The organism is Romboutsia sp. (assembly GCF_056995035.1).
This window is the reverse complement of sequence record NZ_JBXKIW010000064.1, coordinates 1-15419: the sequence shown is the minus strand read 5'-3', so window position 1 is coordinate 15419 and position 15419 is coordinate 1. Positions and strand designations below refer to the sequence as shown.

The 15419-nt window shown below is 27.7% G+C and carries 16 protein-coding genes; 14 read left to right on the top strand and 2 right to left on the bottom strand.

Annotated features, from left to right (window positions below; translation table 11 throughout):
- The 9 genes from AC11VW_RS10150 to AC11VW_RS10110 form a co-directional block, all read left to right on the top strand.
- A partial coding sequence (locus AC11VW_RS10150; protein ID WP_484301300.1) for an ATP-binding cassette domain-containing protein occupies positions 1–411 on the top strand: 411 nt, incomplete at its 5' end.
- Positions 411–1193, top strand: a complete 783-nt coding sequence (locus tag AC11VW_RS10145; RefSeq protein ID WP_484301299.1) for an ABC transporter permease — start codon at positions 411–413, stop codon at positions 1191–1193. The genes AC11VW_RS10150 and AC11VW_RS10145, both read left to right, overlap by 1 nt.
- Positions 1174–2178, top strand: a complete 1005-nt coding sequence (locus AC11VW_RS10140; protein WP_484301298.1) for an ABC transporter substrate-binding protein — start codon at positions 1174–1176, stop codon at positions 2176–2178. Before AC11VW_RS10145 ends, AC11VW_RS10140 begins: the two co-directional genes overlap by 20 nt.
- A gap of 121 nt (positions 2179–2299) precedes the next feature.
- Positions 2300–2983 (top strand): hydrolase, encoded by a 684-nt coding sequence (locus tag AC11VW_RS10135; protein ID WP_484301297.1) that lies wholly within the window; start codon positions 2300–2302, stop codon positions 2981–2983.
- A gap of 490 nt (positions 2984–3473) precedes the next feature.
- Positions 3474–5312, top strand: a complete 1839-nt coding sequence (locus AC11VW_RS10130) for a sensor histidine kinase (protein ID WP_484301296.1) — start codon at positions 3474–3476, stop codon at positions 5310–5312.
- 369 nt (positions 5313–5681) lie between these two features.
- Positions 5682–6296 (top strand): HutD/Ves family protein, encoded by a 615-nt coding sequence (locus AC11VW_RS10125; protein ID WP_484301295.1) that lies wholly within the window; start codon positions 5682–5684, stop codon positions 6294–6296.
- A gap of 238 nt (positions 6297–6534) precedes the next feature.
- On the top strand, positions 6535–7647 hold the full coding sequence (locus AC11VW_RS10120) for a DUF5667 domain-containing protein (RefSeq protein WP_484301294.1): 1113 nt from the start codon (positions 6535–6537) through the stop codon (positions 7645–7647).
- A gap of 113 nt (positions 7648–7760) precedes the next feature.
- Positions 7761–7934, top strand: a complete 174-nt coding sequence (locus AC11VW_RS10115; RefSeq protein WP_484301293.1) for a DUF5050 domain-containing protein — start codon at positions 7761–7763, stop codon at positions 7932–7934.
- Positions 7935–8147: 213 nt separating this feature from the next.
- Positions 8148–9464 carry a DUF5667 domain-containing protein gene (locus AC11VW_RS10110; RefSeq protein WP_484301292.1) on the top strand — a complete coding sequence of 439 codons (1317 nt, stop codon included), beginning with the start codon at positions 8148–8150 and terminating at the stop codon, positions 9462–9464.
- Positions 9465–9620: 156 nt separating this feature from the next.
- Here AC11VW_RS10110 and AC11VW_RS10105 read toward each other — a convergent pair whose 3' ends face one another.
- Positions 9621–10016 (bottom strand): (deoxy)nucleoside triphosphate pyrophosphohydrolase, encoded by a 396-nt coding sequence (locus AC11VW_RS10105; RefSeq protein WP_484301291.1) that lies wholly within the window; start codon positions 10014–10016, stop codon positions 9621–9623.
- A 155-nt stretch (positions 10017–10171) separates the two neighbouring features.
- Between AC11VW_RS10105 and AC11VW_RS10100 the strand changes: the two genes are divergently transcribed.
- The 3 genes from AC11VW_RS10100 (at position 10172) to AC11VW_RS10090 (ending at position 13012) form a co-directional block, all read left to right on the top strand.
- A complete protein-coding gene (locus tag AC11VW_RS10100) occupies positions 10172–11173 on the top strand; it encodes an AAA family ATPase (RefSeq protein WP_484301290.1) in 1002 nt (333 codons plus the stop codon).
- Positions 11173–11940 (top strand): DUF3226 domain-containing protein, encoded by a 768-nt coding sequence (locus AC11VW_RS10095; RefSeq protein WP_484301289.1) that lies wholly within the window; start codon positions 11173–11175, stop codon positions 11938–11940. Before AC11VW_RS10100 ends, AC11VW_RS10095 begins: the two co-directional genes overlap by 1 nt.
- Positions 11941–12076: 136 nt before the next feature.
- The gene (locus tag AC11VW_RS10090; protein ID WP_484301288.1) at positions 12077–13012 is read left to right on the top strand and encodes an LCP family protein; all 936 of its coding nucleotides are present in this window, start codon (positions 12077–12079) and stop codon (positions 13010–13012) included.
- A gap of 177 nt (positions 13013–13189) precedes the next feature.
- Here AC11VW_RS10090 and AC11VW_RS10085 read toward each other — a convergent pair whose 3' ends face one another.
- A complete protein-coding gene (locus tag AC11VW_RS10085) occupies positions 13190–13894 on the bottom strand; it encodes a DUF6199 family natural product biosynthesis protein (protein WP_484301287.1) in 705 nt (234 codons plus the stop codon).
- A gap of 254 nt (positions 13895–14148) precedes the next feature.
- Between AC11VW_RS10085 and AC11VW_RS10080 the strand changes: the two genes are divergently transcribed.
- Both AC11VW_RS10080 and AC11VW_RS10075 read left to right on the top strand, forming a co-directional pair.
- Positions 14149–14448 (top strand): hypothetical protein, encoded by a 300-nt coding sequence (locus AC11VW_RS10080; RefSeq protein ID WP_484301286.1) that lies wholly within the window; start codon positions 14149–14151, stop codon positions 14446–14448.
- Positions 14449–14563: 115 nt separating this feature from the next.
- Positions 14564–15419: DUF4153 domain-containing protein (locus AC11VW_RS10075; RefSeq protein ID WP_484301285.1), on the top strand; the 856-nt coding region annotated here is incomplete at its 3' end.

Here is a 15419-nt window from a genome sequence, read left to right as displayed (position 1 = left end):
CTTAAAGGTACTGAAAAGCTTTACCCTCATGAACTATCAGGTGGTATGAGACAAAGAGCTTCCTTTTTAAGGGCTATAGTAAATAATCCTTCAATAATTTTATTAGATGAGCCATTTTCTTCTTTAGATGCATTAACTAGAAGAAAGATGCAAGCATGGCTATTAGAGCTTTGCCAAAAGCAAAAAAATACTGTATTTATGATAACTCATGATATTGATGAGGCTTTACTTTTATCTGATAGAATACTCATTTGTACTGAACTTCCATATAAAAATTTGAAGTCTATAGATGTTAACTTCAAAAGACCTAGAAACTATGAAACAACACTTTCTAGTGAATTTATAGAGTTAAAAAGAGTTATTCTAAATATTCTTGATGTGATAGAAGAAAATAAAGGGGGAAGGTTATAATGAAGAAATTTAAAGATTATATATTCCCTCTAACATTCTTAATATTTATATTTTTAGCTTGGGAGTTTTTGATACCATATTTCAAAGTTCCAAAGTATATTCTACCTAGATTTTCTGAAGTCCTGAAGGCTTTATGGACCCAAAAGGAACTTCTATATAATCATTCTTTAATAACCTTATGGGAAGCAATACTAGGACTTAGTATATCTGTAGCAATAGGTATATCTTGTGCACTTTCTATATATCTTTGGAGGAATGTAGGAAAAACATTATATCCAATTATAATATTTTCTCAAACAATTCCGACCATTGCCCTATCTCCTATTATGGTTATGTGGTTTGGATACTCAATATGGTCAAAGGTAGCAGTGGTAGTGTTGTTCTGTTTTTTTCCTATAGTTATAAGTACCTTAGATGGGTTAAATAGTGTAGATAAAGATTTAGAGGATGTTTTAAAAGCCTTAGGAGGAAGTAAATTTCAGATATTTTTCAAACTACATATGAATTCTGTACTACCTAACTTTTTAAGTAGCTTCAAAATAGCTGCTACCTATAGTGTTGCAGGAGCTACCATAGGAGAGTGGTTAGGAGCGGAAAAGGGATTGGGTATATATATAAAGAGAGCATCAGGGATGCTACAATCAGACTCAGTTTTTGCAGGAGTGTTAGTTCTATCGTTTTTAGGATTAGCCCTATTCTCAATAGGATTTTTACTAGAAAAGATTTTATTAAAATACAGAAGAGGAATAAAGGAGGATAATTATGAAATCAAAAAAGGTTAGTATGTTATTAGTAATTGTTATGATATTTAGTTTAGTTTTAAGTGGATGTTCTAATAATACTAATAAGGAAGAAGAAAAAGCTGCTACTAAAGAATTAAAAGAAGTTAATGTTCTTTTAGATTGGTATCCAAATGCAGTTCATTCATTCCTATATGCTGCAGAAGAACAAGGTTATTTTGAAGAAGCAGGGCTAAAAGTTAATTTAATTACACCATCAGGTACAGAGGATGGAATTAAATTAGTAGCGGCAAATAAAGCTGATTTAGCTATAAGTTATCCAAAACAAATTATTTTAGCTAGAAGTGAAAATATTCCTGTTAAGTCAGTTGGAGCAATAGTTAGAAGTTCATTAAATCAACTTATGATTCGTAAGGACTCAGGAGTTAAAACATTAAAAGATTTAGAAGGTAAAAAAATAGGGTATCCATCTTTTGATATTGATAAGAAAACAGTGGAAACAATGGTTAGTGAAGATGGAGGAGATCCTTCAAAGATAGAGTTTGTAGATGTAGGTTACGAATTAATGGCTGCTATACAAACTAAAAGAGTTGATGGAATCATAGGCGGATATATCAATCATGAAAAGATATTACTAGAAAAAGAAGGAATTGAATTAGATACTTTTAATCCAGCGGACTTTGGAGTACCTAACAATTATGAATTAGCATTTATTGCTAGTGATGATGCAATTAAGAATAATAATGAGACTATACAAGCTTTCTTAGATGCAGCTAAAAAAGGATTTGAATATACTCAAAATAATCCTGATAAAGCTTTAGATTTAGTGTTAAAGGCTCAAAATGAAAACTTTCCACTTGACCCAAAAACAGAAAAAAAGAGTTTAGAAATATTAATGCCTCTTATGGAGAATGAGAGTGGTAAATTCTTAAGCCAAGATGAAGAGAATTGGAGTAAGAATGTTAAGTGGTTAGAAGATAAGAAATTGCTTAAAGGAAAAGTTGATAGTAAAGATCTGTTTAGGTAAGAGGATTAGTTACTTTATAATCAAAAAATTAGTCTTTTTAATCATCATATATTATTGTATAATCTTATTTATAGCATCAAGTATATTGAATTAATGACATTTTATATGAGGAGGAGAAGGAATGAGTAGGTATGTGCCAGAGATAAAAGGAATGCTTAGAAGCCATATAATTGAGATGCCACATGTAATAAGAAAAGCAAGTGGTATAAAAATATTTGGAAAGAGATTAAAGTCCTTTATTTTTACAACTGATGTAGCTATTATTAGAAATAATAATGCAGATGCAATAATTGCTGTATATCCTTTTACGCCTCAGCCACTCATAACTGAAGCTTTAGTATCGGCGGCAGATGTGCCTGTTTTCTGTGGTGTTGGAGGCGGAACTACAATGGGAAAGAGAGTGGTAAACTTAGCTTTAGATGCTGAGTTTAAGGGCGCAATGGGAGTTGTTGTCAATAGCCCTACATCAAATGAAGTTATAAGGCATATGAGAGATACTATCGATATACCTATTATAGTTACTGTTGTTTCAGAGTATGAGGATATAGAGGCTAGAATTAATGCGGGGGCAACAATACTGAATGTTTCAGGTGCAAAAAAAACTGCATACATAGTGAAAAAAATAAGAGAAAAATTCCCGGAATTTCCTATTATGGCAACAGGAGGACCGACTGATGAGACTATTATTGAAACAATAGAGGCTGGGGCTAATGCGATAACATATACGCCACCACCTATAGCTGATATATTTAGTGAAACAATGGAGAAGTATAGACTTATGTGCAAGAATGAGTCAAATGATTGAAATAGGCCTATCATACCATGTTAAGTACAAGAACTATTAGCAAGTTTAAATTGAGGTAATGTAAAGCACTTGCTAAGTAAGATTAAAGGCTGTTTAATAGCAGCCTTTTTTGTATTTAAATATTTATCAGTATATAACTTTAATTGATTATTAAAATAAGCACTTTGAAAAATTATAAATAATTGATATGTGATGAATAGGTGTGCATAAAGGTATAAATGTAAAGTCGAATTAATACGAGTTGAGGAACTTTTGCAAATAGATGAAGCTTCCAATGCACCTAATATAGCTACTGAAATTATAGTTACAGATTCTCTACCAGATAGTTACATATTTTATTTACAGAATATTGAAAATAAACTATAATGAAATTACATTGAAATATATCAACATATGTCAAATCACATTAAAATATGTTGAAAATATAAAACGGAAATTCATAAGGGGATGAATGTAATAAATAATTTTTTAATTTGGGAAGGGGTAAAATATGAAAAGTTTGAAGAAAAAAATTATTCTGCCTGTAATATTAGTAGCTAGTATAGGATTATTATCTTTAGCATTAATAGGATATACTTTCTCTAAAGAAATAATTATTAATCATGTTGAAACAGTAACTGAAGAGAAAGTGGAGAAATTAGTAGTAAATACTGAAAATAAATTTGAGCTGTGGAAAGAGGAAATGGAAATGATATCCACAACACAAGCGGCACAAAATTTAGATTATAATGTGATATTCAAGTATGTGAAGGATCATAGGAAGTTTTTTAAGGATTATGAAGTAGTTTTAATATCTGATATAGAAGGTAATTATAAATCAACAAATGGAGTATCAGGTAATATTTCTGATAGAGAGTATTTTCATAAAGCCCTAGAAGGACAAACTGTTATATCGGAGCGTAAGATATCTAAATCTACAGGAAATCCTATTATTGTAGTTTCAGCCCCTATAAGAGATAATGAGAGTAAGATTATTGGATTAGTAGCAGGAACAATAAATTTATCTGTTATCACAGATATTATCAATGATGAGAAATTTGGAAATTATGGATATGCCTATATGTTTGATTTATATGGAGCAACAGTAGCACATCCAACTGAGGATGATTTATTCAAAAGTGCCAATAAGGATTTAAAAAATATTATTAAAAGAATGATAAGAGGTGAAGAAGGAACTAGATATTATTCCTATAATGGTGAAAAAAAATTAGTTTCATTTAAGCCGGTTAAATCTACGGGATGGTCTATAGGTATGTCTGCTAATTATGATGAGATGACTAAAAGTATAGAAATGTTAAAATTATATGTTTTAATTACATCTATTATAATAGTAATTATAATAGGAGGAGTATTATATTTTCTAACAAATGCATGTGTTAAACCTATTAATAAATTAAAAGAATATATGGAAGTAGCTGCAAAAGGAGATCTTACAGTTAAATCTAATATAAAGAGTAATGATGAAATAGGAGTTTTATCAAATAGTTTTAATACTCTTATAAAAGAAAATAAAAGATTATTAGAAGAAACCCTTGAATATGATAAATTAAAAACTGAATTTTTTTCAAATATATCTCATGAATTAAAAACACCTTTAAATATTATTTTTTCTACAATGCAGATGTTGTCTTTATATAGTAATAAAGATGAGTTAGATAGTAAGAAATTAAATAAACATATAAATGTAGTTAATCAAAACTCTTATAGATTATTAAGACTGGTAAATAATTTAATTGACACTACAAGGATTGATTCAGGATTCAAAAATTTAAATTTACAAAATAAAAATATTGTAGAAGTTATTGAAAACATAACATTATCAACTGTTGATTATGTGGAAAGTAAATCAAGAGAAATTATATTTGATACAGAAATAGAAGAAAAGATTTTGGCATTTGATCTAGATCAAATGGAAAGAATTATATTAAATCTTATTTCAAATGCAGTTAAGTTTACAGAACCAAATGATAAAATAGAAGTTAATATATACGATAAAAAAGAAAGTATTTTAATATCTGTAAAGGATACAGGTATAGGAATTTCAGAAGACAAACAGGAAATAATATTTGAAAGGTTTAGACAGATAGATCCATTATATATTAGAAAAAATGAGGGAAGCGGAATAGGTTTGTCATTGGTTAAGTCTTTAGTTGAAATGCATAATGGTAACATTTGTGTCAAAAGTAAATGTGGAGAAGGAACAGAATTTATCATTGAAATACCTGTTAAACTGGTTTCAAAAGAGGAGGATGAATCTTACATAGAAGAATTCATACCGCAATGTAATATAGATAAAATTCATATTGAATTTTCAGATATATATTCATAGTATATAGATAAACTAATAAGGGACATTTAAACTCTAAAAATAAAAAAGAATATTAAGAAAAATACTATTCCTAAAAGCGAGAGAGTAGTAGTATTTTTTATGCCTAGATTAGCAGTGGATAGTTTGGAGATATAAATATTAATGAGCAGTAATAAATTAAATAATAATATAAACTTTATTTTACAGAACCTATAGGTATGAGGTTTTTTTGACATAATCAAGATTAGTTCTAAGCTTTATAACAGTGACAGCAGACTTTTTATTTAATTTAAATTATTTTTATAAATTTAGTTAAAAGGAATTTAAATTAACAATGAGGATATATTCTAATATAAACTTTGTTTTTATAGAGATAAGGGGGGAATTTATATGGCATGTAATATAAAAGTTATAAGAAATCAAGAACATAAAATAAGTGAATGGTCTGGAGGAACTACAACTCAATTATATATATACCCACAGGAATCTATATATAGTGAACTTGATTTTACGTGGAGACTTAGTTCGGCTAGAGTTGATATAGAAGAATCTACATTTACTCATTTACCAGGAATAGATAGAAAGATAATGATTTTAGATGGAAAGCTGACTTTAGAACATGAAGGTAAATATATTACTGAATTAAATGAGTTTGATATAGACAGTTTTAGTGGAAATTGGACAACTAAAAGTTATGGAAAAGTGACCGATTTTAACCTTATGATGAATAAGGAGTGTACTGGTGACTTAGAGTACATACGAGTTAAGAGTGATAGTTTGAAAAAAATAAAACTTATAAATAAACAACAAATATATAATCATATAGCAGATGTTTTATACTGTGTAAGTGGAGAAATAACAATAAAATTAGATTCAGAGATAGATATTTATAAAGGTGATTTATTTGTGTTCACTAGAGAGATAGATGACGATGTTAAAAATTTAAATATTTTCAATAAATCTAAAGATTGTGCTAAGATTATTAGGAGTACTATATATTATTAAAAGAGATTTTATAAAAGCTGTAAATGCAAGGAACTAAATTATCAGTTCTTTATATTTATGGCTTTTTATAATTTCAACCACTAAATTTGAGCAACATTAAATATAACTTTTTTAGTGGATTTTGTCAGATTTAGTAAAAATACTACGTATTAAATTAATATAGAATGTAATAAAAATAATATTTTGCCAAAAACAATTATTATTTTTATTACTAAATTTATATTAGGAGGAAGTAATTATGAAAAAATTAAGTAAATTATTAACAGGGATATTTGTAACATTAAGTATTTCCACTCCAGTTTCGGCTGCAGAAAATACAATATCATTTGAGAAAGAAGCAGGAATCACTCCAGATAGTATGTTATATCCTGTGGACAAGTTAATTGATGAAGCATCAGTAGCATTGACATCTGATGAAGAAAAGCAAGTGGAAGTCTTAACAGATATTGCAAAGGAAAGACTTGGCGAAAGTGAAGTTATGGCTGAAGAAGGGAAACAAGATTTAGTTGAAGAAGCTCTCGTAGAATACGAAGAGAATATGAATGAAGCTGTTGAAGTAGTAGATAATATTATAGAAGAGGCTCAAAAATCAGATGATAAAGATGTGCTTGTAGATGAAACAATAGAACTTAATGATGAGGAATTAGCTGCTATTGAGAAAGAAGAAGATGAAATTGAAAAATTCAAGGAACAATTAACTCACCAACAAGAAGAATCTATTGAAGTACTAGATCAATTACAAGACACAGTTAGTGATGAAGCTAAAGTAAAATTAGAACAAGTTATTGAAATGCAAATGGCTAAGAAAGAAGTTGTTGCAAATTTAGTTAAAAAAAGACATGAATTTAATGCACAAAAGAAAGCATTAAATATGGCAAAAGTACAACTTAAAAAAGCATCTAAAACAGGTGATGAAGAAGCGATAATTAAAGCTGAAGAAGAGTATCAATTAAAGTTAAATGATTATAACTCGTCAAAAGAAAATATGATAGAAGCAAAAGCACAACATGAAGAGGTAGTAAAAAAATATTCAGGTAAAGAAAATGTAGACGAAAATCAAGATAAAGAAGACCAAGAGGAACCAAAGAAAGAACAAGAACAACAGCAATCACAAGAAGAACCAAAGAAAGAGCAAGAAAAACAACAACAGCAACTAAGACAAGAAGAACCAAAGAAAGAGCAAGAAAAACAACAACAGCAACCAAGACAAGAAGAACCAAAGAAAGAGCAAGAAAAGCAACAAGAGCAACCAAGACAAGAAGAACCAAAGAAAGAGAAAGAAAAACAACAAGAGCAACCAAAACAAGAGAAACCAAATAAAGAACAAGAAAAAAATAATTCCGAAAAATAATGAAGATTTATAACTTTAGGAATAAGAAAAACTTTTATTAATTTATAGAATACTAAAAGAGGCAGGTTCCGATACCTGCCTTTTTAGTTGATAAAAAACATAAAAGTTAAGTAATGAGTATATGTAAATTATACAAAATGAAAATAGATGGAACAGATAAAGTAAAATTATCTGATGATTCATCTTGGCATATACATGTTGTTGGTAATTGGATATTTTATATGAAATATGAGGGTACAGAATATTTTATGATAAAAAATGATGGAAGTTTAAAATATAAACTATAATTCATAATTACAAAATCTGTTAAGTATATATGTTACAAAGACTAGTGAAAACCTAGTCTTTTGTAATATAATAAGGCGGTTGTATACATTATATTTAAGGTAATAATTACATATAATTATTTTTGAGATTTTTATTAAGTTAAACAAACATGTTACGTATAACAATTAATATAAGTCATCAAATTACTAAATTTATATTAGGAGGAAGTACGTATGAAAAAATTAAGTATACTATTAACTGGTATATTTGTAACATTAAACATCTCGACTCCGGTTTTAGCTGAAGGGAAAATGATATCATTTAAAGAAGAAGCAGGAATCACTCCAGATAGTATGTTATATCCTGTGGACAAGCTAATTGATGAAGCATCAGTAGCATTGACATCTGATGAAGAAAAGCAAGTGGAAGTCTTAACAGATATTGCAAAGGAAAGACTTGGCGAAAGTGAAGTTATGTCTGAAGAAGGGAAACAAGATTTAGTTGAAGAAGCTCTCGTAGAATACGAAGAGAATATGAATGAAGCTGTTGAAGTAGTAGATAATATTATAGAAGAGGCTCAAAAATCAGATGATAAAGGTGTGCTTGTAGATGAAACAGTAGAACTTACTGATGAGGAATTAGCTGCTATTGAGAAAGAAGAAGATGAAATTGAAAAATTAAAGGAACAATTAACTCAACAACAAGAAGAATCTATTGAAGTACTAGATCAATTACAAGACACAGTTAGTGATGAAGCTAAAGTAAAATTAGAACAAGTTATTGAAATGCAAATGGATAAGAAAGAAGCTGTTGCAAATTTAGTTAAAAAAAGACACGTGTTTAATGCACAAAAGAAAGCATTAAATATGGCAAAAATACAATTAAAAAAAGCATCTAAAACAGGTGATGAAGAAGCAATAAAAAAAGCTGAGGAAGATTATCAATTAAAGCTAAATGATTATAACTCGTCAAAAGAAAATATGATAGAAGCAAAAGCACAACATAAAGAGGTAGTAAAAGAATATTCAGGTAAAGAAAATGTAGACGAAAATCAAGATAAAGAAGACCAAGAGGAACCAAACAAAGAACAAGAGCAACAGCAACCAAGCCAAGAAGAACCAAAGAAAGAGCAAGAGAAACAACAGCAACAAAGACAAGAGAAACCAAAGAAAGAGCAAGAAAAACAACAACAGCAACAGAGACAAGAAGAACCAAAGAAAGAACAAGAAAAACAACAAGAAGAACCAAAGAAAGAGAAACCAAAGAAAGAACAAGAAAAACAACAAGAAGAACCAAAGAAAGAGAAACCAAATAAAGAACAAGAAAAACAACAAGAAGAACCAAAGAAAGAGAAACCAAAGAAAGAACAAGAAAAACAACAAGAGCAACCAACACAAGAAGAATCAAAGAAAGAACAAGAAAAACAACAAGAGCAACCAAGACAAGAGAAACCAAATAAAGAGCAGGGAAAACAACAACAAGAACCAAGACAAGAGAAACCAAATAAAGAACAAGAAAAAAATAATTCGAAAAATAATGAAGGTTTATAACTTTAGGAATAAGAAGAACTTCTATTAATTTATAGAATACTAAAAAAGACAGGTTCCGATACCTGTCTTTTTAGTGGATAAAAAAAATAAAGGTTAAGTAATGAGTATATGTAAATTATACCCATTGTTTAAATAATCATACATTATTTTTTGAAATTATTTTTCATTTATTAATTGTTCCACTGCACATATATCAGCAGGAGCCCATTTTAAAGAATGTAGATTTTCTCTTTGTAAATAAACTAATTTAGAATGCTCACTAGCCTTAGGAGTTCCATTTACCAACCTACACTTAATAGATATAAGATTAACTATAATTTTTTCATATTCATGAGTATTATCATTAAACACTTCAATTGCTTTAACATCACAATCAAGTTCTTCTTTAATTTCTCTTTCTATAGCATCAAATAATTCCTCATTTTCCTCAACCTTACCACCAGGTAGTTCCCATAAGTTAGGAAGGACCATATCAGGAGATCTTAAAGCGCATAATATTTCTTTATTTTCATTTTCGACAATTGCTGCTACAACTTTTACAGTTTTCTTCATTATATTCACCTCTAAATAAGCTTACCATAAATAGAAAATAAAAAATAGATTTGACAAACATATATGATTAAAAACTATTTAAAGGATAAAGAAAAGTTATATTAATGACTTCTCAATTATATAATTAACTATATAACGAGGAAAGAAGTGATAATATGAATTATTTAAGTTATTTAAATATAAGACATTTCAAAGGTATAGAAAATCTAGAGTTAAATGATTTATCAAATGTAAATATAATAGTTGGTGAAAATAATAGTGGAAAAACATCTGTATTAGAAGCGATATCACTTTTACAAAGTCAAGACAGCATAAAAACTATGTTAAAACATATATCTAGAAGTGATAGTAGTTACCCATCAAAATTTGAACTATTTTTAGAAATTTTTCCTAAAGAACAATATATATCAAAAAATATACAAATAGATTCAATAATTAACGGATTAGCTAGAGAGTTAAAAATAGATGGTAATTTAATTGAAAAAATGTTCAGGGGAACAATAAGTATAAAACTAGATAATGAAAAACTAATAAATAAAGATATGACTTTTAAAGAAAATCAAGTTATTAAAGACAATAGTAGTTATGATATTATAAAAATTATATATATAACTCCTTATGATCACTTTAAGGATGGACTTATTAATAAAACCATAGAAAATATAAAAGAAAGTGAAAAAGATAAAATAATAAAGCTACTACAAATGTTTGACTCCAATATATTAGATTTTAAAATTTTATCAACTAATAATAAAGATAATCCAATGACAACTTATATAAAGCATAAAAAATATGGACTTATGCCTTTGTTTAGTTTTGGAGACAGTATAAAAAAAGTCCTTACATTAGCCTCAGCTGTAATTAGTGCAAAACAAGGCATACTTTTAGTAGATGAAATAGAAACAGCTATACACAAAAATATGATAAATGATGTTTTTAAATGGTTTATAGAAGCTTGTAAAGAGTTTGAAGTTCAACTTATTTGTACTACACATAGTTTAGAAGCTATAGACGGCATGATAATGGGTGTGGGAAAACAAACAGATTCATTATCTTGTTTTAGAATAGAAATATATGATGAAAAAATTTATGGGACTAAATTTTCTGGTAATAAGTTAAAGGATATAAGAACTTTACTAGGTCAGGATGTGAGATAGTGAGAAGTTTTATATTCTTTGTAGAAGGTTTACATGATGTGAATTGTGTGGCTAGAGTTTTATTGTTAAGGGGTTTTTTAGAAGCCAGGGCTGTAAATCAATTGCCAGATATGTGGAAATCTAGAGTTCCTAGAAGTTATCCTTTTATAAATGATAGATTAGATAGACATATACCTATGCCAGCTTATTTTTTGAAAAATAATTTATGCGTAGTTATAGTTTCTTCAAACGGAGCAACTAACATTATAAAAGATATAGATTTGTATCTTAGTAATATGAGTAAAGGTGAACTAAAACAAATTAATGGTGTCTGTGCAATATTTGATGCAGATCAAAATCTTGCTAAACATTCTTTTGAAGAGAAGTTTAAGAAATATAATAAAGACATGGTAGTTCATAAAAAAGACTTTATAAGGGGAGATTGCAGGATAAGAGGGGAGATTATAAGTTTATATCATTATTTTTTTCCAGATAATAATTCTAAAGGAACATTAGAGAACTTTTTATTAGAAGGAGCTAAAGTTGTTTATAGTGATTTATTAGAAAATGTAGATAAATATGTAGAAAAAATTAATGATAGGCATAAGTACAACTGGACTATATCTAGTGAAAATAAAGTAAAAGTTGGCTGTATAGCTAATGTTTTTCAGCCAGGTGGTGCTAATCAAACATCTATAAGATATGATAATTGGATTAGTGAAGAAAGTATGAAATATAGCTGGGTTATAAAGCAATTTTATGATTTTGTAGTTGACATTGTAGAGTAAAAAATAACTGTATATAATAAATTTAGATACAGCCACCCCTTAACGATTAGTTAGGGGGTATTTATGTTATTATTATAAATGGGATATAATCTAAAATAAATATGATATACACAAGATATTGAAAGGAAGTAAATATATGAAGTTTTCTAAAATAGGAATTACGTTTTTAGTATTAATAATATTTTTAATGCCTATAGGTTTACTAGGAATATTAATAAATAAATCGCAAAACAGTGAAAAAGTATATACAAAAACAGAGAACATAGAAGAAATCATAAAAAATGAAAAATATATAAATATTGCATTGTTTGGGCTAGATAGAAGAAGTGAAAATGAAAAAACTCGTTCAGACTCTATAATCATTGCAAATATAAACTTTGAAGAGAAAAAGATTAAAGTAGTATCTATATTAAGAGATACTTTAGTTGATATAGAAGGATATGGGAGTGAAAAGTTAAACCATGCATATGCTTATGGAGGTGCACCGTTAGCATTAAAAACTATAAATTCAAATTTTGACTTAAATATAGACAAATATGTAGCAGTAGATTTTTTTAGTTTAGCAAAAGCTATTGATATTATTTGTGGTGTAGATATAGAGATTAAAGACTATGAAGCTAATCAAATAAACAATAATTTAGTTGAGATAAATAATATTGAAGGGTTACCCAAAGGAACTGACTATATAAAAGGTTATGGACTTAAAACTTTAAATGGACGTCAAACTGTTGCATATTCTAGAATTAGAAAAGAAGGTAATGGAGATTATGAAAGAACTCAAAGACAAAGAAAAGTTTTAATGCAACTTATAAGTAAAGTTCAAGATCAAACTTCAGAAAAGAAATTTGAAATAGGAATGGAGATAATGGGTCAAGTTAATACAAATCTATCTATGGAATACATTAAAAATATATCAAGTAGAATTTTATATGACGATGAATTTGAGATAAATCAATATAGGATTCCACAAGAGGGAACTTTTAAGAGCGAAATTTCAAATGGTATGTGGGTTATAAATGCAGATATGGATAAGAATATTAAATTATTACATAATTATTTTGGAATAAAATAAAAAATTAAATATAAAACAAAAAGGCGAGTGTCAGTGGGGCACTCGCCTTTTGAAAGGAGAAATAAGTACAGTATCCTTAAGTATATCATTAAGAATATCCTTAAAAATTGTACTTAAATTTATATTAAAAGTATAGACCATTATTTTTTTTATATACATATTATTAAAAATCTATTATTAAAAAGTTGTGTAGTTGTATAAGAATATAAATGTAGGAGCAATTACAATTATTACACCTTCAATTCTACTAGAAATAATTGCATAATTAGTAGGTTCTCCACCCTTAACATGAAGTGCATGTTGAAACTCCCAAGCTTCTTCAGGATATATGATAAGAATACATCCTAAGTAAATTAAACAAGCAAAAAGTATTAATAGAGGAGCATAATCAAAAACACTAGGATTCTTTTTATACATATCTACAGACTTACAGATAAGGTTAACTTCTGTATCAATACTAGGATTATTACTAGAAGAGTTGCTTATATCATAACTATCATAAGTATAACTTTTTTCGTTTGACAATGTTAAAGTTACTTTGTCATTTGCAAGTTGAGAGTTATCATAAAACATAACATTATTCTTATAGGAAATCTCAAAACTACTAAAATCAACACTATCATATATATAAGAAAGAGTATCATCCTCATTAATTGAATCATTTTTTATTTCTTTAACTTTAAGTAAATTTCCAGTACTATCTTTGATAGTAGCTACATTATTGTTTATACCGTGAAATTTAAATTTTTCACCAGTATTTACAAAGATTTTCTCATTATTACCTAAAAATATAACTACGATTATATTAACTAATATAGCTAAGATGAATATAATCTTAAAAATTCGATCCTTACCGTATTTATCTAAAAAGTTATCAAACATATTAATTATCCCCCTAAGTCAATTATATAAATAGTATATCAAAAGGATATATTATTTATAGTAACAGATTAATTACAGAATTAGTAGAAATAGATATTATATTATAAATTAAGTAATTTATTGGAAATAATGTAAATTTAGGGTAATATATAGCTATGTATAAAAGGCCAGTTAAATTTTAAATTAAAAAATAGTGAGGTGAATAGATATGGAAATTATATTAAAATCATATAAAGTTAAAAGGGGAGAATAATATGATTATAAAAATATTAAGTTTAATTATAATTTTTTTAGGCATAGGGATGATCTTTTTAGCCATCTATGACACACCTAAAAGAGCAATGAAAATGAATATTAAAGATAAGACTGTGCTAGATAAATATATTAAATCTCAAAGATTATTAGATTTGATAATGGGTATTTTTTACCTTATAATAGGAGTACTGTTGGTTACAGAGATAATAACTGGTGAATATATTGTTTTTATAACAATTCTTATTTCATTTTCACATAAAAAAATTGAATCTAGAATATATAAAAACATTAAGCAATAAATTAGTGTAGGCATTGAAATTTAAACGTAAATCTCAATGCCTATTATAGATTGATTTAATTTCAACAATATTCTAAAACATAGCCATTAACTTAAATATACAGAAGGAGATTTTTATGAAAAATTTAAAACAAAAAGGAGCGATAAATATGAATGTTACTGCACGACTTAAGAATGTAGCCAATAAACTATCTTATAGTTTTAAGCGTTTCCCTATACCACTATTATTTGCAACTTTAGTAGTGGGAATCCTTATTTTTATCAATCACTTGGATTTTAGAGAAGAAGAGGTAATAGAAATATATTCTCGAGTAGCTATGGTACTAGCTCTTGGTATTCCATTAAGCCTGTCTTTAGATGTTTTTTTCGAAGGAAGTACAAATATTAAAAAACGCACTCGAATTTTAGCATATGTAGGTATGGCAATTCTTTTAGTTGTCTATTATCTATTGTTTTTAAGAAATGTAGAAATGGTGTCAATGACAAGGTATGTGACCTATACAATTGCTCTTTATTTACTTTTTAGTATTATACCTTATTTTGGGAGAAAGAAAAATTATGAGCTTTATGTAATTAAATTATGCACAAGATTCATTATTACATATTTATATTCTGCAATTCTTTATGTAGGTCTTGTTGCTATACTAGCAACTATAAACTTACTTTTTAATGCAGAGATATCTAGTAAATTGTTTGCTGATATGGCGTTTATAGTAGGAGGAATTTTTGCTCCAGCATTTTTCTTAGCTGATGTACCAAGAAAAATAGAGGAAGCTTCTTTTGAAAGCTATCCTAAAGTATTGAGTGTTTTACTACAGTTTATTATTCTTCCATTGCTTTTAGTATACACAATTATTTTATATAGCTATTTCGGTAAAATTATTATAACGAGACATTTGCCCCAAGGGCTTATTGGTAATTTAGTTCTTTGGTACTCTATAGTAAGTACTATTGTTCTTTTTTTAATATATC